The following is a 20,641-nucleotide window of genomic DNA, read 5'->3' as shown; positions in this document are numbered from 1 at the left end:
ATTCTCTATATTGCATACAATTATACAAAAAAACAATCTTGATTACAACCCTTTATGTGAAATTTTAAAATAAGTTAAGTAATTTATTATAACTTCACCTTTATACCAAGAAAAATATTAAAACAAATAAAAAATACTCTTTTTATTAATCTATAAAACAAAAATAGGGGAGTAATTCCCCTTTGACTAACCATTAAATATCCAAAGCATAAGCTATTGCTAGTTTAGCTGTTTCTTCAATTGCACTTATATGACAACGCTCCATTCCGTGTGAATTAATACATGCCATTCCAAAAGCCGCTGCATAAACATTATTTCCAGCTCTTATTGCTGCATTTGCATCAGTTCCATAACGGTAAAAAACATCAACACAATAATTTAAATTAGCTTTCTTAGCTTGCAAAATAATTCGATTAGTTAATCCACGATCATATGGAGAATAATTATCTTTTGCACATATACTTACTGTTGTTTCATTTCCATGATAATCTGGTCCAATTAAACCAATATCTAAAGCAACATATTCACTTACTTCTTCAGGTACATATGCACCTCCATGTCCAATTTCTTCATATAATGGGAAAGCTAATAATGTACGATATTTAGGTTTTAAATTATTTCGTTTAAAATAAGCAATCATTTCAAACAACGCAGCTACTGCCGCTTTATCATCAATAAAACGAGATTTAACATATCCTGATGGTGTATATTCAAAATGTGGATCAATTGAAATAACATCACCATGATCAATTCCTAAATTCATAACATCTTCTTTAGACTTAACATCTTCGTGTAAAATAACTTCCATATGTAATTCATCACGTGGTGCTGTTCTAGCATCATCAAACACATGAACTGAATGTGATTTACAAATAACCATTCCTCGATATTTTCTACCATCACGTGTATGAATAGTTACTCCTTCACCTTCAATACTTGAATAATTTATTCCACCTAATTGACGAACTTCTAAATGACCTTCGTCAGTAATATGACGAATAATCAAACCAATTGTATCAAGATGAGCCCCCATACAAACCGTTTTAGAATTATCTTCACCCTCTAAAGTAATATAACCTGTTCTTTTTCGATCATAAGTCACTTCATATCCAAATTCCTTAGCTTTCTTTTCTAAAAAAGGATGAATTTCTTCATAATAGCTCACAGGACTTGGTACATTAATAAACTCTTTGCAAAATTCTACAATTTCTTTTCTATCAACTGAAATTTCCATCTTCAATACCTCTATTAATCTTATTTTTTATTATCATATAAATGACACGCACATTTATGCCCTGGTTCCACTTCTTTTAACTCAGGACGTACTGACTTACAAATTTCCATTGCTTTAGGACATCTTGTAACAAAACGACATCCTTTAGGTGGATTAGCCGGACTTGGTACATCTCCACCCAAAATTTCTTTATCATCAATACGTTCACTTGAAATCTTAGGAATCGCTGAAAATAATGCTTGAGTATAAGGATGTAATGGATTATTATAAAGTGCTTTTTTATCAGCCATTTCCATCATATTTCCTAAATACATTACCCCTACTCGATCAGCAATATGTTTTACAACACTTAAATCATGAGAGATAAAAATATATGCAATTCCTAATTTTTGTTGTAATTCCTTTAATAAATTAATAATTTTTGCTTGAATTGAAACATCTAGTGCTGAAACTGGTTCATCACAAATAATTAATTTTGGCTGTAAAGCAATTGCTCGAGCAATTCCGATTCTTTGACGTTGACCTCCAGAAAACTCATGAGGATAACGATACAAATAATCCAAATTTAAACCAACTTGTTTCATTACTTCAATAATTCGATCATCACGTTCTTTTTTTGTTTTATATATTTTAGCAATATCAATTGGTTCTCCAATAATATCTTTAACTGTCATTCTAGGATTTAATGAAGCATAAGGATCTTGAAAAATTAATTTAATATTTTCTCTTGCTTTTTTTAACTCTTTTCCTTTTAATGCTGTAAAATCCTGTCCATCTAAAATAACTTTACCATCAGTAGGTTCAATCAAACGAATAACACTCTTACCCATTGTTGACTTACCACAACCAGATTCCCCTACAATTCCAAAAGTTTCTCCAACCTTAACATCAAAACTAATATCATCTACTGCTTTGACAAAACCATTTGAACGCTTTAATGAAGATGATTTAACAGGATAATACTTTTTTAAATGTTCAACTTTTAATAAAATATCATCATTTTTTTCCATTACTTATCCTCCTTTTCCCACTCTTCATGATATTTCCAACAACGTACTAAATGACCATTGTCTGCATCGATCATTGCTGGACATTTTTTATGGCAAAGATCTTTTGCATATTTACATCTAGGTGCAAAAAAACATCCTTCTGGTAGTTCATATAACATTGGAACAGAACCAGGAATTACTTCTAACTCTTCTTCACTATCAGAATCAATATCTGGAATAGATTTCATTAATCCAACAGTATAAGGATGTAACGGATTTTTAAATAAATCATTTACACTTGTATATTCAACAATCTTTCCAGCATACATTACAATAACATTATCAGCCATTTCAGAAATTACTCCCATGTCATGGGTAATCAATAATACTGATGAATTCATTTCATATTTTAAACGATTAATTAATTTTAAAATCTGTGCCTGAATTGTAACATCAAGAGCAGTTGTAGGTTCATCACAAATTAACAATGACGGTTTACAAGATAATGCCATTGCAATCATAATTCTTTGCCTCATTCCTCCAGATAATTGATGTGGACAAGAAGCAAATACTTTTTCAGGCATTGGTATTCCAACTAATGAAATCATTTCTAACGCTCTTTTTTTAGCATCTTCTTTAGAAATATTTTCATGAGTTAAAACAGCTTCCATTATTTGTTTACCAACTGTAACTACTGGATTTAAGGAAGTCATTGGCTCTTGAAAAATCATTGAAATTTCTTTACCACGAATATTTTGAATTTCACGCTCTGATTTCTTTAACAAATCCTCACCTTTATATATAATCTCTCCCGATGTAATTTTACCAGGAGGAGAAGGAATCAATTGCATTAATGATAATGCTGTCATACTTTTCCCACATCCAGATTCTCCTACTACACCTAAAGTTTCACCGGGATGAACTGTAAAACTAACTTCTTGAACAGCTGGTAAAGCTCCACGATCAGTAAAAAAGGTAATCCCAAGATTGTTAACTTTTAATAATTCTTTATTTTCACTCATATTTTCACCTCTTACGATCTTAATTTAGGATCTAATGCATCACGTAATCCATCACCTAACATATTAAATGCTAATACTGTAATAATAATTGCTAACCCTGGAATTACACTATAATATGTTGCACTTCTAATATAAGGTTGTGAAAAACTAATCATAGAACCCCAACTAGACATTGGTGGTCTAACTCCTAAACCTAAAAAGCTTAATGATGCTTCTGACATGATAGCACTTGGAATACCTAAAGTAACAGTTACAATTAACGTAGATAAGCAGTTAGGTAATAAGTGTTTCATAATAATTTTAAAACTACTTCCCCCACTAATCTTACATGCATCAATATATTCCATTTTCTTTAAACGCATTACATCACCACGAATCAACCTTGCAGTAGAAGCCCAACCTAAAAGTCCTAATGCAAGATATAAATTAACCAAACCAGGTCCTAAAACAAACATGATTGCAATTGCAAATAATAAGAATGGAAAAGATGAAAATACTTGAATGATAAAAGAAATTACAGCATCAACTTTTCCACCAAAGTATCCTGCACATACTCCCATTGTATAACCAATAACAGTTGCAATAATTTGTGAAACAACTCCAACACTTAAAGAAATACGGCAACCATATACAATTCTTGAAAAAATATCTCGACCCAAATCATCAGTTCCAAACCAATGTTGAGCACTTGGTGGCATTAAACGTTCAGTTAAAACCTGAGCATCTGGATCATATGGTGCAATCCATGGTGCAAATAAAGCAACTAAACATAAAATAATAACAATTCCTAAACAAGCCATTGCCACTTTATTCTTTTTAAATATATTCCAACTTATCGACCAATAACTATGATAAGTCTTATCTTTTTTCTTAAACATATTAATTTTCAGACTCCTTTCCTAAACGTATACGCGGATCGGCAACTGTATATAAAATATCAATAACTAAATACATAATTACACAAATAACAGCAATATACATAACTCCGCCTTGTACAATAGGCAAATCACGAGTATTAATACTATCGACTAGCATTTTTCCAATTCCTGGAATCGAAAATACTGACTCTACTAATACCGAACCAGTCAAAATATTTCCTAAATCTGTACCTGCAATAGTTATAATTGGTATTAGGGCATTTCTAAGTGCATGCTTAATAACTACTGTCCATTTTTTTAATCCTTTTGCATGAGCGGTACGGATATAATCTTGTGATAAAACTTCTAACATACTTGTTCTAGTAATTCTGGCAATACTTGCTGCATAACGGGTTCCTAAAGCAATCCCTGGTAATATAAAAGATGCAAAACTATCTATTCCCGATAATGGCAAAAGATTCAGCTTTAAACAAATAACAATCTGTAAGATAATTGCAATCCAGAAAGCTGGTGCAGAAATACCAACAACAGAAATAGTCATTAAAAGTGAATCAATCCATTTACCACGATTAACCGCAGCAATTACCCCTACTCCAACACCTAAAATTACAGCAATTACATAAGCTACACCTGCTAATTTTGCTGTAACTGCAAAAGTTGAAGTTAAAATATCAATAACTGGTCGATTTTGAAAATATGAAACTCCAAAATCACCATGAAGCATATTAGTAAACCAATTAATATATTGTGTAACAATTGGTTGATCTAATCCCATTTCATGAGTAACACGAGCAATTGTAGCTTGATCAGCTTGTTCACCAAGCATAATTTCTACTGGGTTACCAGGTACAATATTTAAAACAAAGAAAGTAATTAAAGAAATACAAAAAATAACCCCAATTGCTTGTAATATTCGTTTTAACAAATACTTACCCATATTTTTCCTCCTTCCATACTTATCAAGAATTAATCCATAGATACGAATATGGAATGCATAATGCATTCCATATTTATTACCTCTGAATTAAATCTTATTTTTTACTTAAATCAATATCGATATTATATAAATGATAAATCAAGTTACCTAATTTAGCATTCTTTACATATGGTTTAGCAACAAACTGTAATTTTGGATAATATAAAGGAATTGTTGCATAGTCTTCACGAGATAAAATATAATCTGCTTGTTTATACAATTCTTCACGTTTTGCATCATCACCAACAGTTTGACGAGCTTCAGTCATTAATGCATCGAATTCAGGATTGTTATAAAAAACACCTTTTCCAACTGCATTTTCAGAATAATAATATGTATACATTTGATTATCTGCATCGGCATATAATGGGAACCATCCTACGATAGTTGCTTGTAAACTTCCTTCGCTACGAGATGATGTCCAAACACCATTATCGATAACTTCTACATTCATTGTAATTCCTGCTTCTTTTAAATAAGCTTGAATTGCAGTAGCGATTTTTTCTTCTTTCGCTCTAACTTTAGCAGTAAACTCAACATTTGTAAGTCCCGCTTCAGCTAAAACCTGTTTTGCTTTATCAACATTATATTCATATGTTCCTAAAGTATCATCATAACCAGGTACTCCTGGATTTAAGAATGATGATGCAGGTTCAGCAGCACCACTTAATACTGTTTCACATAACTCTTCACGGTTAATAGCAAGTGAAATAGCTTCTCTTACTTTAGCATTATCTAATGCTGGATCAGTAACTTTAAGTGATAAGAAATATGTTCCTAATGGTGTGATTTGTGTAATTTCATCAGCAAAATCACCATTTTTATATTGATCTAATAACTGATTATCTAAATCACACATATCAATATTTCCTTGTTCATATTCCATCATTTTTGTACTTATATCATCAATATATACAACTTCCAAACGATCTAAATTAGGTTTACCACCATGATAATCCTTATTTGGTTCCATTACGACTTTAGTCGCTTCATCATTTTCAACAATTACATAAGGTCCTGTACCAATCAAGTTAGTTCCTCTACCCCATTGATCTCCAGCTTTTTCACAAGCTTCACTAGGATAAATAGATGCATAATCCATTCCTAAATTAGCAATAAATGGTGCAAATTTATATGCTAATTTAATTGTAAAATGATAATCATCTTGAATTTGAATTCCTGATAATTCAGTAGCTGTACCAGCTAGCATTTCACTAGCTCCTTCAATCATGTCATACATATATGTATTAACTGAGCCAGTTTCTGGTGTAAACATTCTTTCAAATGTGTATTTAACATCCTCAGCAGTTAAATCAGTTCCATCACTAAACTTAACATCTTCTTTTAATTCAAAAGAATAAGTTAATCCATCTTCTGATACTGTTGGAAAATCGGTAATCAACACACATTCTTCTTCATTATCGTCATTCCAACGCATTAAGCTTTCAACAACATTATCAGCAACTGATGATGCTCCTGAATTAGAATTTGTTTGCATATCTAATCCAACTTTTGGATTAGATTGTCCAAAACGAAATACCTTTTCATCACTGCTTTCACTATTTCCGCCACCGCATCCTACTAAAGATACTGTCATAGCTGCAATTGCAAAAACAGAAACAAATCTTTTTAGTCCTTTCATTTTTTACCTCCCTGTCATACATTTTTTATTAATATTACACAAAAAGTATACATTATTATTTAATTTTACATCCAGCTACTTTGTTAAAATATGTTTTTATTTGCAAAATTATGTATATTTTTCCAGTAATATACACATATTATATCAAATCGTCTTTTCCCTTTCAATATTGTATACAGAAAATATTGTATCTTTGTATACATCGATAAAGATATTATTATAATAATATCTGTTTTTTACAAAAAAATTATTATATTATAAGTATATCTCTAAATTTTAATCATCCATTATAAAATCACCTATCTCGATCACAATAAATAGAATCAGAGGTTTTAATCTTGTTGACTGTAAATAATTGATAAAATATGGTAAAATTACTAACGGTGATAAATATGTTAATAGAATGTTCAAATATAAAAAAATCTTTTCAGGGAATTCCATTATTAAAAGATATAACTTTTAAAGTAGATAATCATGATAAAATTGCTATTATTGGTGTAAACGGTGCAGGGAAAACTACTATTTTAAAAATTATATCAGGTGAAGAAGAGTATGATAGTGGAAATCTTTTTTGTAACAAGGACTTATCATTAAGTTACTTAAAGCAACAGCATGATTTAAATATGAATAAAACAGTATATGAAACGGGTTTAGATGTGTTTTCATCATTAATTGCCATTGAAAATAAATTACGTGAATTAGAAACAATGATGTCAAATAATCAAAGCGAAAAAATATTAAGTGAATATGATCGTCTAACTCATGAGTTTCAACAAAAAGATGGTTATAGTTATCCAAGTAAATTAACAGGTGTATTAAAAGGACTCGGTTTTAGTGAAGAAGAATTTAATTATAAGGTATCGATGTTATCCGGAGGTCAAAAAACAAGATTAGCTCTTGCTAGAATGCTATTACAAGAACCTAAATTGTTATTGCTTGACGAACCTACTAACCATTTAGATAGTATGGCAATTAATTTTCTAGAAGGCTATTTAAAAAATTATCCTCATGCCCTTATAATAGTAAGTCATGATCGCTATTTTATTGATCAAGTATCTAATAAAATTATTGAAATAGAAAACGGTAAATCTAAAACATATAAATGTAAATATAATGAATACTCTATTTTAAAGAAAAAACAAAGAGCAGTAGATTTAAAACATTATATCAATCAACAAAAAGAAATTAAACGTATCCAAGAAAGTATTGATACTTTAAAATCTTTTAATCGCGAAAAACAAATCAAACGAGCTGAATCCAAAGAAAAACAATTAGCTAAAATAGAACGAATTGAACGTCCAGAAAATTTACCTGATACGATTACAATTAATTTTAAACCTAATCGTGAATCTGGATTTGATGTTTTAAAAATTGAAAATCTTGCGGTCAAATTTGATGATATATTATTTCAAAATATTAATATTGATATAAAAAAACAAGAACGTGTTGCTCTTGTTGGTGATAATGGTATTGGTAAAACAACTTTATTTAAAACCATTTTAAATTTATTAACTCCATATCTTGGTAAAATTAAATTTGGTAGTAAAGTAGATATTGCATATTATGATCAAGAACATCAAACACTTTCAATGAATAAAACAATTTTTAATGAAATTAGTGATAATTTCCCTAAAATGACAAATACTGAAATACGTAATACTTTAGCTTTATTTAATTTTAAAGGTGATGATGTGTTTAAAGAAATTTCATTATTATCTGGTGGTGAAAAAGGTCGTGTTGTATTAACTGAAATTTTATTGAAACAAGCTAATTTTTTAATTCTTGATGAACCTACCAACCACTTAGATATTGCTTCAAAAGAAGTACTTGAAGATGCTTTGAATCAATTTGAGGGAACTATTTTCTTTATTAGTCATGATCGTTACTTTATCAACAAAGTTGCTACTAGAGTAATCGAATTAACAAATAATCAAGCAATTAGTTATGACGGTAATTATGATACATATTTTAATCATAAAATCATTGATAAACCTATAAAAAAAGAAAACAAAGATTATTTAAGTATGAAGCAACAAAATGCACTATATCGAAAACAACAAAATAAAATAAAAAAAGTAGAAACAAATATTTCAAATATCGAAAACCAAATCAAAACATTAACTGAACAACTACAAAGTGATGAAGTATTAAATGATTATCAAAAATATAATCAAATAAATGATGAAATAAATGTTTTAGAAACTCAACTTAATGAACTTATGGAAGAATGGGAAATGCTTCAAGCGGTATAATTTTTATACCGCTTTTACTTTTTTTACATTCAATATACAATAATTCTCTTCAACCCCTGATCCTTCACAATCAACATAATTAACCTTTACAATACAATTATTTCTATTATCACTATTACTTAAAAAAACAAAATCCCCTTGCTTAATTCCTTCTTCTTTACAAACAATTAAATGACTGATAGCACCACTATTAATCTTTTTAAAACTATTATTATCAAGTAATAAATTTACCATTTCCCCACCTCCCCATCAGCTAACTAACTTATGGTTTATTCTAATTTCAATTGTCTTATCTTGATAATCAATATTTGTTGTTTGTTTTCTTTTAGGTTTTATATTTAACCATAATGGATAAATAAGAAATCGTAGTAATATAGTTAAAGATAATAGTGCTAAGGTAATTGAAACTCCTAACATTAATGGTTTTATTAACATATAATATTCCTCCAAAATTGACTATCTAATTAAACTATATTCATAAAATAATTTTTTATGAATAATAAGCACCTAATAAATAAATCACATTTTAAATAAATATTTTGTCAAACAAAGTAATAACATAAAAAATCTTTAGATTTACTACAATAATTAGATTTTAATTTATATAAAATTATGTCTTTTTAATTAAAAATACTAAAAAATAGGATGTAATAAAGTTATCTGCATTATTACATCCTATTTATATTTTTTATTCACATACAAATTCTTCTAAAACAATCGAATCTTTATCTTTTTTAAAATACGCCTGCGTTTCCATAACAATCTCTTTTCTAAGTCCAATTAATCCTATTAAATTTGGAAGTGCCATACATCCATTAACAATATCTGCCAAAATGAAAATAAACTCTAAAGACATAAATGGACCAATAGCAATAAACACAATAAAAATAAATTTATAATAAGGAATTGCTTTCAATCCTTTTAAATAGTACATACATCTTTCACCATAATAATTCCATCCAATAATAGTTGTAAATGCAAAGAAAATAAGACCAATATTAACAACATATTTACCAATCATCGGAATAAACAATCCTTTATTAAACGCAAGTGTTGTCATTGCTGCTCCTTCTAAACCACTTGTATGACTATTTGTAAGTAAAATCGCAAGTCCGGTCATTGTACAAATAACAATCGTATCAATAAAAGTTCCGGTCATCGATACAAGCCCTTGTTCAACACATGAATCAGTTTTAGCAGCTGCTGCTGCAATTGGAGCACTACCTAAACCACTTTCATTAGAAAAAATACCTCTACTAATTCCTTTTTGCATTGCCATCACCATAGTAATACCAACGCCTCCACCCAATGCCGCTTGAGGATTAAAAGCAGATTGAATAACTAACATAATTACATGAGGAATTACATTTAAATGCGTAACTAAAATGATTACAACTCCGCCAATATAAAACACGCACATCAAAGGAATTACTTTTTCAGCCACATTTGCAATTCTTTTAATCCCGCCTACAGTAATAAATCCCACACAGATTGTAAGAATAATTGCTGTTACATAAGGTGGGATATTAAACGATAAAAACATCGCATCAGAAATAGATTTAACTTGCGTAAATGTCCCAATTCCTAACAAGGCTACTGCTACTCCAAAAAAAGCAAACAATTTTGCTAAAAACTTATTACCCAACCCACGTTCTAAATAATACATGGGACCGCCAGCCATCTGGTCATTTTCATCTTTGACCCGATAACGAATCGCTAATAATCCTTCAGCATATTTAGTTGCCATTCCAAAAAATGCAGAAACCCACATCCAAAACAATGCTCCTGGACCACCTGCAGCTATCGCTGTAGCAACCCCTACAATATTTCCAGTTCCTACAGTTGATGACAAAGCTGTACACAAAGCTTGAAAACTAGAAACATCACCTTCTTTATTGTTTTCTTTTTTAAAAATTAATTTAAATGCCAATTTTAATTTGATTAATTGTATTAATTTTAATTTATACGTAAAATAAATCCCTGTTCCTAACAATAAACAAATTAACGGTAATCCCCATACCAATTCATTAATTTTCTTCAATAATTCTGTAAAAAACTCCATAAAAAAACTCCTTCTTAAATAATTAAGTCGGAATTAATAATGAAAAAAAACTATTTAAGCCATTGTCCTTTTACCTGAGAGTTTCACCTATATATAGGTTTGCTCCTTCGGTGCTTAATTCAATAAGTCTCTCCAATGGTTCGTCCAATAGCGATCCTTTTACCTGAAATCTTTAACTCTTCGGTGTTCTTTTAGAATCTCTTTCGCCATTATCATCCGATATACATATCCATTATACGCTAATTGTATACAATTGCAAACTTTTTTTATAAATATATAATAAAATTATTATTTGTTATTTTTATACTACTAGTTTATAATGATTTTATGAAAAAAATTAGATATTTTATACCTGCTATTATTTGGATGATTTTTATCTTTATTATGTCTCATACAAATGGGAATGATTCATCAAATCAAAGCAACTTTATTGCACAAATTATTTTAAGATTTATAAATGTTGATTTAAATATTTTAACATTTATTATTCGAAAAATTGCACATATGTGTGAATATGCGATATTATTTCTATTAATATATTATGGTTTACATAAAACAATTAAATATCAATATAAGCTATTAATATCTTTAATAATCTCTATTTTATATGCGTGCAGTGATGAATTTCATCAAATATTTATTTCTGGTCGTAGCGGTCAATTTAAAGATGTAATAATCGATACTACTGGGATGATAATAATGCTTTCAATCATCTATTTATGGCAAAAAGAAAAGAAGTCTAATCATCATTATTAAATTTCTTTTCTTTTTTTATTTTTTCAATACTCTCCTTTAATTTATCAATCGCTTTATCTATAGTTTCTAAATCAATTTCTGTATCGTCTTTTTGTCCCTCTAAATCAAAATTATCACTTTGTTCTTCTAAAATAGCACTAAATGATGAATTAGAAGCTAAAATATCGCCTACAACATTAAACCATGCACCTAACGCTGCTTGTTCAAGAACATCAAATTCATTAGTTAACAAATATCCCACAATAACTGCCATACCTGTAAAACTATATGAGTCCAACTTAATATTGAACACCTTAATCATCTTCTTTTTTATTGATTACTTTGTTTGCAATATCCAATCCCTTTATCAAAATCTGTGGCACTTTATAGCCGCATTCTACAATATTTTCAATAATCGATCTAATTTCATTTATTGCCAAAGAAGCTAAAACAAACCAACCTAACATCGTCGTAATACTTAAATCAATTTTTAACACTTCACCTATTTCAATAAACAAGACTGATGTACTAAAAGAAACTAGAATAATTAACCAATACCCTAATTTTTTTATAACTCCTTTAAATCCTTTAATTGAATTTTCTTTTTTAGTCATCCTTGCCTTCATCCATCCTGTAATAAAATCAATTACATTAAATAACAAAAACAAAACAAACAAAATCCAATGTTCTCCTAAAACCATTGTTAAAAAAGTTACAATCCCACCAACAATCGCATTATATGAATCTATATAATTCAACTCACTTAAACTATTCACTTTCTCACCTCATAATATTTTATTCCAAAAACAAAAAAAGGTGTAAACATAAAAAAAGGACAAAAATAAATTTTGTCCATTGGGTGATAAATCACAACTTTTATGATTATCTCCCTTTTTTTGTTTTATAATAGAACTGGTGATTTTAGATGATTGATTTAGCTGTACCTACTGATACATTAGCTCTTTTTAATTTAAGACAATATTTTAAAAAAAATTCTAAAGAATCTTTTAAATACATTTTCTTTGATAATTTTGAATATATTCACAATCTTTATCTTTCTGGTAAATTGCGTGATATTACTTTTGATAATATTCAAAAAACTATTCTTTGCTCCTCTGTTTATTTAGGTTTCGATCTTTTCGAATGCCCTAACTGCGGTCATGAAACTATTGTCCCTCATACCTGTTCTTCCAGATTCTGCAGCAAATGCGGTTCAAAAGCTGCCCAGCAACGTGCTGCTCATGTTTCTGCTATGGCTTTTGAATCAAAACATCGACACATTGTTTTTACTATCCCTAAAGAACTTAGACCTTTCTTTTTAAAAGACAGATCTCTTCTTGAGGGTTTCTTCACTGTATCTCGCAATGTACTGGCTTCTCTTTTCAATGACTGTAAATACCGTAAAATGAAAAACAGATTTAAAAAGAATCATATCTGCAAAAAAACAAAGCACAAATCCAAATATCTCTACAAAGATACCAGAAATAATATTATATTTGGTGCTATCGCTTCATTGCATACTTTTGGGCGTAATCTCCAATGGAATCCTCATATTCATATTTTAGTATGTGAAGATGCATACGATACAAAAAATGATAAAATTAAAAACTTTTCCTTTATGTCCTATAAAAAACTAAGACAGACATGGCGATATCAGCTACTTGATTATCTTGATAAAAGAATCGGTAACAATGAGACCTTCAGAAGACTAAAACTCTGGTATTATACTAAATACACTGAAGGTTTCTATGTCCATGCTCCTAAATTCAAAAAAGATCAGGATGAAGACGATATCAATGATTGCGTTAAATATATCACCAGGTATACCAGCAGACCGGTCATGGCCGAAAGCAGGATAGTAAAATATGATGATATCAATAAAACAGTTCACTGGTTTTATCACCGACACGAAGATGATAAGCGTATTGATGTAATCGAACCAGTTACCAGTTTTATCAATAATGTTGTTCTACACTGTCCTGAAAGAAATTTTAAGATGGTAAGATATTTTGGATTCTATGCAAACAAAAGTTTAAAGACATATGACAGAATGGCAGAACTGGTTGGAAAAAAACTTAAACGTAAAGTTCAGTACAAAAAAGAAAGAGCAGCAGCAGCTAAAATAAATAAGGAAAAGACACATTTCAGATATTATATGATACAATCATTTCAGAGGGATCCTCTACTATGTACATGTGGAGAAATAATGAATTATGCAGAGACATATGATCCTTTTGAAGGAGGGATAAAAAATGACAGACGATATCGAAACGGATGCATCTACAACTCAAAGTATCTCAAAAGTCGAACCAGACCAGCAGCAACAGGGATGGACTGATGAAGAACTTATGCAGTTTATTGAAAATGATGTAATGGTCAGGATGAAATGTGAATCATGCGGGTATGAAGAAGACGTACCTGATTGGATACTGGAAGAATTTTTGGAAATAGAATTACATAACGGATCAAAAGAAAGAAGATACAGCTGCCAATGTCCAGAGTGTAATAAAAACATGTTCAGGAAATAATATTTTCTGACACTTTTTTGGGTACCTTATTTTAAAGGTACCCTTATAGTTTTATTTTTACAATATACCCGTTGACGAATCCAAATTCTTATTAAATAAAAAAAGTTATAAGCATTGCCTATAACTCTTAAATTCCAAACAATAAATCTACATAAGTAGGAATTGGCCAATATTTAGCATCAACTGATTCTTCAATCATATCAGTTATTTCTCTTAATGATTGCATTGATGTAAATACATAATCACGCCAAACAATTGCTTGTTTTTCAATATTATCATCTAAATTTTGTGCAAATTTAATATTTTGCTCTAACTTATCCATTTCCTCTTTCATTAATTTAACTTGTTTAGTTAATTTATTAGCATCTTTAAATAAGAATTCAGCATCTAAATCGGCATTTTTAATTGATACAATTTCTGAAGAAAGCTTAGCTAAATAATCACAAACCGCAGGATAAAGTTGGGTTTTAGCCATCTTTAAAGCCGTTAATCCTTCTAATTGAATTGTTTTTATATAACTTTCTAATAATATTTCATGACGAGCTTTTAATTCAATATCACTATAAACACCTAAACGTTTAAACATATCAACATTCTTTTGATCTTTTAAACAATTTAATGCATCAACTGTATTTTTATTATTAAGCAATCCTAGTTCTTTGGCCTTTTCTTCCCATTTTGCTGAATAACCATCACCATTAAAAATAATACGTCGATGCTTAGTTATAAATTCTTTTACCACTGTTTCAAATGACTTACCACCATCAATTTCATCAGCCATAACTTCCATTGAATCTGCAAAAATAGAATTTAACACTGTATTTGGTCCAGCAATGGATTGACTAGAACCGACCCCTCTAAACTCAAATTTATTACCTGTAAAGGCAAAAGGAGAAGTACGATTACGATCTGTATTATCTTTAGAAAAAGTTGGAACAACTGATACTCCTGTTGCAAAACGAGATGTATTTGCTTTTTTAATTTCCTTACCTTCACAAATTTCATCAATAAGAGCTTCCAAATCCTCACCTAAAAACATTGAAATAATGGCTGGAGGGGCTTCATTAGCTCCCAAACGATGATCATTTCCTGCGCTTGCAATACTCATGCGCATTAAATCAGCATACATATCAACTGCTCTAATTGTACATGCAAGTGCAGCTATAAATGGTTTATTTTCTGCTGGATTATTTCCTGGATTAAATAAATTAATACCAGTATTAGTAATAACCGACCAATTATCATGTTTTCCAGATCCATTAACACCTGCAAATGGTTTTTCATGCAATAAACAACGAAGTCCATGTTTTTTAGCAATATCTTGCATTATTTGCATTAATAAATGATTGTTATCAGTTGTAATGTTAACTTTGGAATATACACAAGCCACTTCGTGTTGTGCTGGTGCAACTTCATTATGCTTTGTTTTTGAAGGAATTCCATACCTCCATAATTCATGGTCTAAATCTTTCATAAACGCTGCTACTTTACGTTTAAGACTACCAAAGTAATGATCTTCAAGTTCTTGTCCTTTTGGCGCCATTGTGCCAAATAAAGTACGACCAGTTAATTTTAAATCCATTCTTTGCTGATAATACTCATCTAACACTAAAAAATATTCTTGTTCAGCACCAACTGATGCTGTTACTTTTGTTACACCTTCAACTCCTAATAATGGTAATAATCTACATGCAGCTTTTGATAAAGCATCACATGATCTTAATAATGGTGTTTTTTTATCCAGTGCCTCACCTGTATATGAACAAAATAAAGTTGGTATATATAAACTGCTATCCTTTACAAATGCTGGCGAAGTACAATCCCATGCAGTATATCCTCTAGCTTCAAATGTTGCTCTTAAGCCTCCAGATGGAAAAGATGAAGCATCAGGCTCTCCTTTTCTTAAAGTCTTTCCACTAAATTCTAATACTGCTTTAGAACCATCCGGTTCAATAAATGCATCATGTTTTTCTGCTGTTAATCCAGTCATTGGCATAAACCAATGAGTAAAATGTGTTGCTCCATTTTCTAATGCCCATATTTTCATCGCATTAGCAATTACTGTTGCACATTCTTTTGATAATTCTTCTCCCTTATCTAAAGATGCATGAAACTCTTTATAAATAGATTTTGGAATTCGTTCCTTCATTACATCATCACTAAATGTTAAACATCCATAATCCTCTAATAATCTAGTCATTTCCATTTTACAGCCCTCCTTATAACTTTTATTAATTATATATTACATATATGTTTGTATGCCGTTATTATACAGTTACTTTTTTTCAGTGTGAATAAAATGATAATTTTTTATTTATATAATATTATTTTATTATCTAAATAGTACCAATAACATATTTTATTTAATATCAAATATACAAAAAGACAATTTACATTGCCTTTTCAAACTTTATTCTTTTAATAATGCTATTATCAAACTCTTTAATCATAAATTCATCATTTTCATAGATACCATAACTATTATTACCTTCTTTAGGTAAAGAAATAGAAGAAGGATTAATAATATAAATTCCATTTTCTATTTTCATAACTTGTTTATGAATATGTCCATAAACAAAAATATCTCCACTATTTAAATTAGGCAAATTATTCTCATCAAATAAATGTCCATGTGTCAAAAAGAAATGATGATTATCAACATCAATTGTAGCATAATCACTACGAATTGGAAAATCTAAAACCATTTGATCAACTTCAGCATCACAGTTACCACGAACAGCTATTATTTTATTTTTATAAGCATTCAATAAACTAATAACTTTTTTAGGAGCATACTCTTTAGGTAAATCATTACGAGGTCCATGATATAAAATATCACCTAATATGATTAACTTATCTGCTTTTTCTTTTTCAAACTTTTTAATTGCTTCATTAGCATAATAAAATGATCCATGTATATCAGATATAAACATTAATTTCATTTAAACTAAATCCTCCTTTACTGGATAACGTACAATTGTTTTTAAATTCTCTGGTGCTACATACTCTGGTTTATTTAAATATATTTCGTGATGAAATCCACTTAATTTCAAATTAGCAACAGTTATATATTCCATAATTTCCTTAGTAGAATTTATCTCTGTATTATAAGGTCCAATATGTAGCATTTGAATACATTCACCTTCTTCAAATTCCTTGAAATAAACATCTAAAATATAAGAATTATTTGTTTTAGCTAATAATTCCGCCTTAACTTTTTCTAATATTTCTTCTGTTAATATAGGGGGCTGTAACATCATTAAAGTATATTTTATCATTTGTTTTCTTGTTACATCAAAATGACTATTATCATATGTATCCCAAATCCCCTCCAATTTAGATCCACTAAAAGTGATACCTTCATTTTGATAATATTTTCTTAAAGACTTATTAATTGCAAACATTAATTTTGACTTATCTTTAAATTCTAAAACAGTAGGATTACCAATTCCATCTATTGCAATATATTTTAACTTAGGCACTACTATTTGGCTAATCTTTTTAGTAGTCGCCCGATACAATTGCGGATATTCTTTTTTTATATCAAACTTTATCATATTTCATCGCCCTCTTTCACCATTATTCTACTTCTTAAGGTACAGAACTAATATTTTATTATATCTTCAAGACAAAAGCGCCTTTAATTATATCTTATCCTGGCGCTTTTATATATCATTTTTTAAATATTTATCAAAAATTTTTCTTATCCCTTCTTTTGAGGCTACTCCCTCATGTAATTTAATATTACCATCAAATAACGCAGGCACATAATAATAATCATATCGATTAGCTATTTCAATGTTTTCTTGTTCATCAATTAATTCAATTTCAATACTTTGATATATTGGATTTTCTTGTTTCAATTCCTCAATCCAAGCACGAGCTCTTTTACAATGTGGACAATTTTCTAAAATAAACATTTTCATTTTACTAATCTCTTCTAATTGTTTTAATAACAACTGGCTCATTAGGACAATCTTGAAAGTTTCTTGGCATATTGGCAATTTTATCAACTATTTCTAGTCCCTCAGTAATTTTTCCAAATGCAGCATATTGCCCATCTAAATGTGGAGCATCTTCATGCATAATAAAAAACTGTGAAGAAGCTGAATCTGGAACCATTGTACGAGCCATTGATAATACGCCACGTGTATGTAACAAATCATTTTTTACACCATTACTACTAAATTCTCCTTTAATACTTTTAGCTTCATGATGATTAAAGTCTTTATCATACCCACCACCTTGGATCATAAATCCAGGGATAACACGGTGGAAGATTAACCCTGCAAAAAAATCTTGATCAATTAAATTTAAAAAATTTTCAACTGTAATTGGGGCAATTTCAGGATAAAGTTCTCCTTTCATTACTTCTCCATCTTCCATTTCAATAGCAATTTTTACTGTTTCCATTTATTTTCTCCTCTCTTTTCTTCAATTTTCGCATCAATAATTTGATTTGCAAACTTTCTCTCTTTTCTTTTCTTATTCAAAATCAAACCAATAATAATTAAAATCGCAAAAATAATCAATACCATGATAATTGAATCAACTAACTCAAACTGATAAGCAGTTGCTACAATCAAACATAAATTAATGATATTAAAAGTACCTGATAATTTATGTTTGCCATTAACCATAAAATTAAGTGCCAAAGCATTACAAACAAACATTGCAATAACTAATCCTACTTCCATTATTAGTCTCCTTATTTATGATAGTTTTCATTTTTCATAATCTTAAATGCTCGATAAATCTGTTCTACTAAAATCAATCTCATTAACTGATGAGGAAAGGTCATTTTTGAAAAGCTTAATCGATAATTAGCACGCTCTAATATTTTAGAACCATGTCCTAAAGATCCCCCGATAACAAAATCAATTGTACTTTTTCCATTTATCATACAACTTTCCACTTGTTTTGACAATTCAACTGAATCAATCTGATTACCTGAAACATCTAATAAAATAACATAATCATCTTGTTTTATTTTATCAAGAATCTTTATTCCCTCTTTATCTTTTATAATGACCTCATTAGCAAGTGAACAATTATCAGGAATACTTTCATCTGCTACTTCGTATATTTCAACTTTACAATACCCTTTTAATCTTTTTATATACTCATTTACTCCAGCTACTAAATACTTTTCTTTTAATTTACCAACACATATTATTTTAATCTTCATAATCTCCCCCACTAATAACATTAACCTGACTAGCAACTTTAATGTTATTAAAATCTAGATTATATTCATAAAAAATTTTCATATATGTTGTTAATGCTACTTGCTCACTATTAGCTTCTTCACTTAGATGTGCTAAAACAATCTCCTTAGTTCTATCACCAATCAATTCAACCATTAATCTGGCACTATAAACATTATCTAAATGACCTACATCTCCTTGAATTCTTTGCTTTAAAAAATAAGGACGATTAGTTTTCATTAGCATTTCAACATCATGATTACTTTCAATAATATAATAATCTAAATTATTAATATATTGTCGATTTTTTTGCGAAACGTATCCTGTATCTGTCATATATAAAATACTTTCTTTTTTTCCTTTAATGACATATGCTAGAGGACTTGTAGCATCATGAGAAATACTTAAAGGCATAATTTCATAATGTGCTAAATTAAATGATTTATATGGGGTTAGTTCATGAGCAGTATCAATATCTTTTATACACCCTTTACCACAATAACATATCTTATTATCAAATATATTTATATTTTTATTGTGATCATAATGATCGTGTGTTAAAAGTACATAATTAATATTATTTTCATTAAAACCCAAGTTATTTAATTTATATAATAGCTGTTTTCTACTGATTCCACAATCAATTAATATTCCAATTCCTTCATCAAAAATAAAAGTACTATTTCCTTTAGAACCACTCGCTAAAACATGAAATTGCATCTACTCACTCCCTCTTTTTTGTAAAAGTATTATAACATAAATATTTTTTGTTTACAGTTAATGAATAATTTTTTAATAAATAAATCAAAAAAGGGGACTAAGCCCCTTAATTTTTAAATTATTTGAATCCGTATTTTTTATTAAATTTATCAACTCGTCCATCTGCACTAGCAAATCTTTGTTTACCAGTATAAAAAGGATGACAATTTGAGCAAGTATCAACACGTACTTCATCTAAAACTGATCCACTTTCAAATTCGTTTCCACAAGAAGTACAAACTACTTTTACTTTTTTGTAATTTGGATGAATTCCTTTTTTCATTTTTTTATCTCCTTCCGCCTTATAGTCTTCTTTACTACAAAGTAAGTTTCTTATGTATGATAACATTAATATCT

The 20,641-nt window shown here is 29.2% G+C and carries 24 protein-coding genes and 2 riboswitches; of the genes, 4 read left to right on the top strand and 20 right to left on the bottom strand.

Going from position 1 to position 20,641, the window contains the following annotated elements:
* Window positions 1-193: 193 nt before the first annotated feature.
* The 6 genes from NQ543_RS01135 to NQ543_RS01110 all read right to left on the bottom strand — a co-directional run bounded on the left by NQ543_RS01135 (window position 194) and on the right by NQ543_RS01110 (window position 6,741).
* Window positions 194-1,234, bottom strand: coding sequence for a M42 family metallopeptidase (locus NQ543_RS01135; protein WP_004610641.1), 1,041 nt, complete (start codon window positions 1,232-1,234; stop codon window positions 194-196).
* A gap of 20 nt (window positions 1,235-1,254) precedes the next feature.
* Window positions 1,255-2,244 (bottom strand): ABC transporter ATP-binding protein, encoded by a 990-nt coding sequence (locus NQ543_RS01130; protein WP_004610642.1) that lies wholly within the window; start codon window positions 2,242-2,244, stop codon window positions 1,255-1,257.
* Window positions 2,244-3,245, bottom strand: coding sequence for an ABC transporter ATP-binding protein (locus tag NQ543_RS01125; RefSeq protein WP_004610643.1), 1,002 nt, complete (start codon window positions 3,243-3,245; stop codon window positions 2,244-2,246). The genes NQ543_RS01130 and NQ543_RS01125 overlap by 1 nt, the downstream gene beginning before the upstream one ends.
* 11 nt (window positions 3,246-3,256) lie before the next feature.
* Window positions 3,257-4,123 (bottom strand): ABC transporter permease, encoded by an 867-nt coding sequence (locus NQ543_RS01120; RefSeq protein WP_004610644.1) that lies wholly within the window; start codon window positions 4,121-4,123, stop codon window positions 3,257-3,259.
* A gap of 1 nt (window position 4,124) precedes the next feature.
* On the bottom strand, window positions 4,125-5,060 hold the full coding sequence (locus NQ543_RS01115; protein ID WP_039904731.1) for an ABC transporter permease: 936 nt from the start codon (window positions 5,058-5,060) through the stop codon (window positions 4,125-4,127).
* Window positions 5,061-5,154: 94 nt separating this feature from the next.
* Entirely contained in the window at window positions 5,155-6,741 is a 1,587-nt protein-coding gene (locus tag NQ543_RS01110) for an ABC transporter substrate-binding protein (RefSeq protein ID WP_004610646.1), read from the bottom strand.
* 392 nt (window positions 6,742-7,133) lie between these two features.
* Between NQ543_RS01110 and abc-f the strand changes: the two genes are divergently transcribed.
* A complete protein-coding gene (gene abc-f, locus NQ543_RS01105; protein WP_039904733.1) occupies window positions 7,134-8,993 on the top strand; it encodes a ribosomal protection-like ABC-F family protein in 1,860 nt (619 codons plus the stop codon).
* A gap of 3 nt (window positions 8,994-8,996) precedes the next feature.
* On the opposite strand, the gene NQ543_RS01100 is transcribed toward abc-f, so the two are convergent.
* The 3 genes from NQ543_RS01100 to NQ543_RS01090 all read right to left on the bottom strand — a co-directional run bounded on the left by NQ543_RS01100 (window position 8,997) and on the right by NQ543_RS01090 (window position 11,055).
* Complete coding sequence (locus NQ543_RS01100; RefSeq protein WP_004610649.1) at window positions 8,997-9,227, bottom strand: hypothetical protein; 231 nt, start codon at window positions 9,225-9,227, stop codon at window positions 8,997-8,999.
* Window positions 9,228-9,242: 15 nt separating this feature from the next.
* Window positions 9,243-9,428 (bottom strand): hypothetical protein, encoded by a 186-nt coding sequence (locus NQ543_RS01095; RefSeq protein WP_004610650.1) that lies wholly within the window; start codon window positions 9,426-9,428, stop codon window positions 9,243-9,245.
* A 253-nt stretch (window positions 9,429-9,681) separates the two neighbouring features.
* Complete coding sequence (locus NQ543_RS01090) at window positions 9,682-11,055, bottom strand: alanine/glycine:cation symporter family protein (protein WP_004610651.1); 1,374 nt, start codon at window positions 11,053-11,055, stop codon at window positions 9,682-9,684.
* Window positions 11,056-11,108: 53 nt separating this feature from the next.
* A riboswitch (glycine riboswitch) is annotated at window positions 11,109-11,196 on the bottom strand.
* A riboswitch (glycine riboswitch) is annotated at window positions 11,197-11,271 on the bottom strand. It abuts the riboswitch before it with no gap.
* A gap of 111 nt (window positions 11,272-11,382) precedes the next feature.
* On the opposite strand from NQ543_RS01090, the gene NQ543_RS01085 reads away from it, so the two are divergent.
* Complete coding sequence (locus tag NQ543_RS01085; RefSeq protein ID WP_004610652.1) at window positions 11,383-11,811, top strand: VanZ family protein; 429 nt, start codon at window positions 11,383-11,385, stop codon at window positions 11,809-11,811.
* Here the strand turns inward: NQ543_RS01085 and NQ543_RS01080 are convergent.
* Window positions 11,795-12,112, bottom strand: a complete 318-nt coding sequence (locus NQ543_RS01080; RefSeq protein ID WP_004610653.1) for a hypothetical protein — start codon at window positions 12,110-12,112, stop codon at window positions 11,795-11,797. The two genes, NQ543_RS01085 and NQ543_RS01080, sit on opposite strands and share 17 nt — an antisense overlap.
* Complete coding sequence (locus tag NQ543_RS01075; protein WP_004610654.1) at window positions 12,105-12,566, bottom strand: phage holin family protein; 462 nt, start codon at window positions 12,564-12,566, stop codon at window positions 12,105-12,107. Before NQ543_RS01075 ends, NQ543_RS01080 begins: the two co-directional genes overlap by 8 nt.
* Window positions 12,567-12,715: 149 nt before the next feature.
* Here NQ543_RS01075 and NQ543_RS01070 point away from each other — a divergent pair, with 149 nt between their 5' ends.
* Together NQ543_RS01070 and NQ543_RS01065 are read left to right on the top strand one after the other, a co-directional pair.
* Window positions 12,716-14,128 carry an IS91 family transposase gene (locus NQ543_RS01070; RefSeq protein ID WP_004608941.1) on the top strand — a complete coding sequence of 471 codons (1,413 nt, stop codon included), beginning with the start codon at window positions 12,716-12,718 and terminating at the stop codon, window positions 14,126-14,128.
* Window positions 14,129-14,138: 10 nt separating this feature from the next.
* A complete protein-coding gene (locus tag NQ543_RS01065) occupies window positions 14,139-14,318 on the top strand; it encodes a hypothetical protein (protein WP_004608942.1) in 180 nt (59 codons plus the stop codon).
* A 127-nt stretch (window positions 14,319-14,445) separates the two neighbouring features.
* Here NQ543_RS01065 and NQ543_RS01060 read toward each other — a convergent pair whose 3' ends face one another.
* From NQ543_RS01060 to rpmE, 9 genes are all read right to left on the bottom strand, one after another.
* Complete coding sequence (locus tag NQ543_RS01060; RefSeq protein ID WP_004610655.1) at window positions 14,446-16,524, bottom strand: glutamine synthetase III family protein; 2,079 nt, start codon at window positions 16,522-16,524, stop codon at window positions 14,446-14,448.
* Window positions 16,525-16,708: 184 nt separating this feature from the next.
* On the bottom strand, window positions 16,709-17,260 hold the full coding sequence (gene yfcE, locus NQ543_RS01055; RefSeq protein ID WP_004610656.1) for a phosphodiesterase: 552 nt from the start codon (window positions 17,258-17,260) through the stop codon (window positions 16,709-16,711).
* A complete protein-coding gene (locus NQ543_RS01050) occupies window positions 17,261-17,875 on the bottom strand; it encodes a GyrI-like domain-containing protein (RefSeq protein WP_004610657.1) in 615 nt (204 codons plus the stop codon). It lies immediately after the preceding gene.
* Between the two features lie 108 nt (window positions 17,876-17,983).
* Complete coding sequence (locus NQ543_RS01045; protein WP_039904738.1) at window positions 17,984-18,244, bottom strand: glutaredoxin domain-containing protein; 261 nt, start codon at window positions 18,242-18,244, stop codon at window positions 17,984-17,986.
* A gap of 4 nt (window positions 18,245-18,248) precedes the next feature.
* On the bottom strand, window positions 18,249-18,731 hold the full coding sequence (locus NQ543_RS01040) for a peptidylprolyl isomerase (RefSeq protein ID WP_004610659.1): 483 nt from the start codon (window positions 18,729-18,731) through the stop codon (window positions 18,249-18,251).
* The gene (locus NQ543_RS01035; RefSeq protein ID WP_004610660.1) at window positions 18,719-19,015 is read right to left on the bottom strand and encodes a hypothetical protein; all 297 of its coding nucleotides are present in this window, start codon (window positions 19,013-19,015) and stop codon (window positions 18,719-18,721) included. The genes NQ543_RS01040 and NQ543_RS01035 overlap by 13 nt, the downstream gene beginning before the upstream one ends.
* Before the next feature lie 11 nt (window positions 19,016-19,026).
* Entirely contained in the window at window positions 19,027-19,506 is a 480-nt protein-coding gene (gene rlmH, locus NQ543_RS01030; protein ID WP_004610661.1) for a 23S rRNA (pseudouridine(1915)-N(3))-methyltransferase RlmH, read from the bottom strand.
* Window positions 19,496-20,245, bottom strand: coding sequence for an MBL fold metallo-hydrolase (locus tag NQ543_RS01025; RefSeq protein ID WP_004610662.1), 750 nt, complete (start codon window positions 20,243-20,245; stop codon window positions 19,496-19,498). The genes rlmH and NQ543_RS01025 overlap by 11 nt, the downstream gene beginning before the upstream one ends.
* Window positions 20,246-20,363: 118 nt before the next feature.
* On the bottom strand, window positions 20,364-20,567 hold the full coding sequence (gene rpmE / locus NQ543_RS01020) for a 50S ribosomal protein L31 (RefSeq protein ID WP_024722144.1): 204 nt from the start codon (window positions 20,565-20,567) through the stop codon (window positions 20,364-20,366).
* Window positions 20,568-20,641: the final 74 nt, after the last annotated feature.

Origin of the sequence: Thomasclavelia spiroformis DSM 1552, assembly GCF_025149465.1 — a bacterium.
Lineage (GTDB): Bacteria > Bacillota_I > Bacilli_A > Erysipelotrichales > Coprobacillaceae > Thomasclavelia > Thomasclavelia spiroformis.
This window is presented reverse-complemented; position numbering and strand designations above follow the sequence as displayed.

Coding starts and splice junctions, on each gene's coding strand:
- NQ543_RS01040 (WP_004610659.1), bottom strand. CDS start 18,731: ATGGAAACAGTAAAAATTGCTATTGAAATGGAAGATGGAGAAGTAATG.
- NQ543_RS01120 (WP_004610644.1), bottom strand. CDS start 4,123: ATGTTTAAGAAAAAAGATAAGACTTATCATAGTTATTGGTCGATAAGT.
- NQ543_RS01095 (WP_004610650.1), bottom strand. CDS start 9,428: ATGTTAATAAAACCATTAATGTTAGGAGTTTCAATTACCTTAGCACTA.
- NQ543_RS01060 (WP_004610655.1), bottom strand. CDS start 16,524: ATGGAAATGACTAGATTATTAGAGGATTATGGATGTTTAACATTTAGT.
- NQ543_RS01065 (WP_004608942.1), top strand. CDS start 14,139: ATGCAGTTTATTGAAAATGATGTAATGGTCAGGATGAAATGTGAATCA.
- NQ543_RS01035 (WP_004610660.1), bottom strand. CDS start 19,015: ATGGAAGTAGGATTAGTTATTGCAATGTTTGTTTGTAATGCTTTGGCA.
- NQ543_RS01115 (WP_039904731.1), bottom strand. CDS start 5,060: ATGGGTAAGTATTTGTTAAAACGAATATTACAAGCAATTGGGGTTATT.
- NQ543_RS01085 (WP_004610652.1), top strand. CDS start 11,383: ATGAAAAAAATTAGATATTTTATACCTGCTATTATTTGGATGATTTTT.
- NQ543_RS01090 (WP_004610651.1), bottom strand. CDS start 11,055: ATGGAGTTTTTTACAGAATTATTGAAGAAAATTAATGAATTGGTATGG.
- NQ543_RS01045 (WP_039904738.1), bottom strand. CDS start 18,244: ATGAAAATGTTTATTTTAGAAAATTGTCCACATTGTAAAAGAGCTCGT.
- NQ543_RS01070 (WP_004608941.1), top strand. CDS start 12,716: ATGATTGATTTAGCTGTACCTACTGATACATTAGCTCTTTTTAATTTA.
- rpmE (WP_024722144.1), bottom strand. CDS start 20,567: ATGAAAAAAGGAATTCATCCAAATTACAAAAAAGTAAAAGTAGTTTGT.
- abc-f (WP_039904733.1), top strand. CDS start 7,134: ATGTTAATAGAATGTTCAAATATAAAAAAATCTTTTCAGGGAATTCCA.
- NQ543_RS01100 (WP_004610649.1), bottom strand. CDS start 9,227: ATGGTAAATTTATTACTTGATAATAATAGTTTTAAAAAGATTAATAGT.
- NQ543_RS01025 (WP_004610662.1), bottom strand. CDS start 20,245: ATGCAATTTCATGTTTTAGCGAGTGGTTCTAAAGGAAATAGTACTTTT.
- yfcE (WP_004610656.1), bottom strand. CDS start 17,260: ATGAAATTAATGTTTATATCTGATATACATGGATCATTTTATTATGCT.
- NQ543_RS01135 (WP_004610641.1), bottom strand. CDS start 1,234: ATGGAAATTTCAGTTGATAGAAAAGAAATTGTAGAATTTTGCAAAGAG.
- NQ543_RS01130 (WP_004610642.1), bottom strand. CDS start 2,244: ATGGAAAAAAATGATGATATTTTATTAAAAGTTGAACATTTAAAAAAG.
- NQ543_RS01050 (WP_004610657.1), bottom strand. CDS start 17,875: ATGATAAAGTTTGATATAAAAAAAGAATATCCGCAATTGTATCGGGCG.
- rlmH (WP_004610661.1), bottom strand. CDS start 19,506: ATGAAGATTAAAATAATATGTGTTGGTAAATTAAAAGAAAAGTATTTA.
- NQ543_RS01080 (WP_004610653.1), bottom strand. CDS start 12,112: ATGATTAAGGTGTTCAATATTAAGTTGGACTCATATAGTTTTACAGGT.
- NQ543_RS01110 (WP_004610646.1), bottom strand. CDS start 6,741: ATGAAAGGACTAAAAAGATTTGTTTCTGTTTTTGCAATTGCAGCTATG.
- NQ543_RS01125 (WP_004610643.1), bottom strand. CDS start 3,245: ATGAGTGAAAATAAAGAATTATTAAAAGTTAACAATCTTGGGATTACC.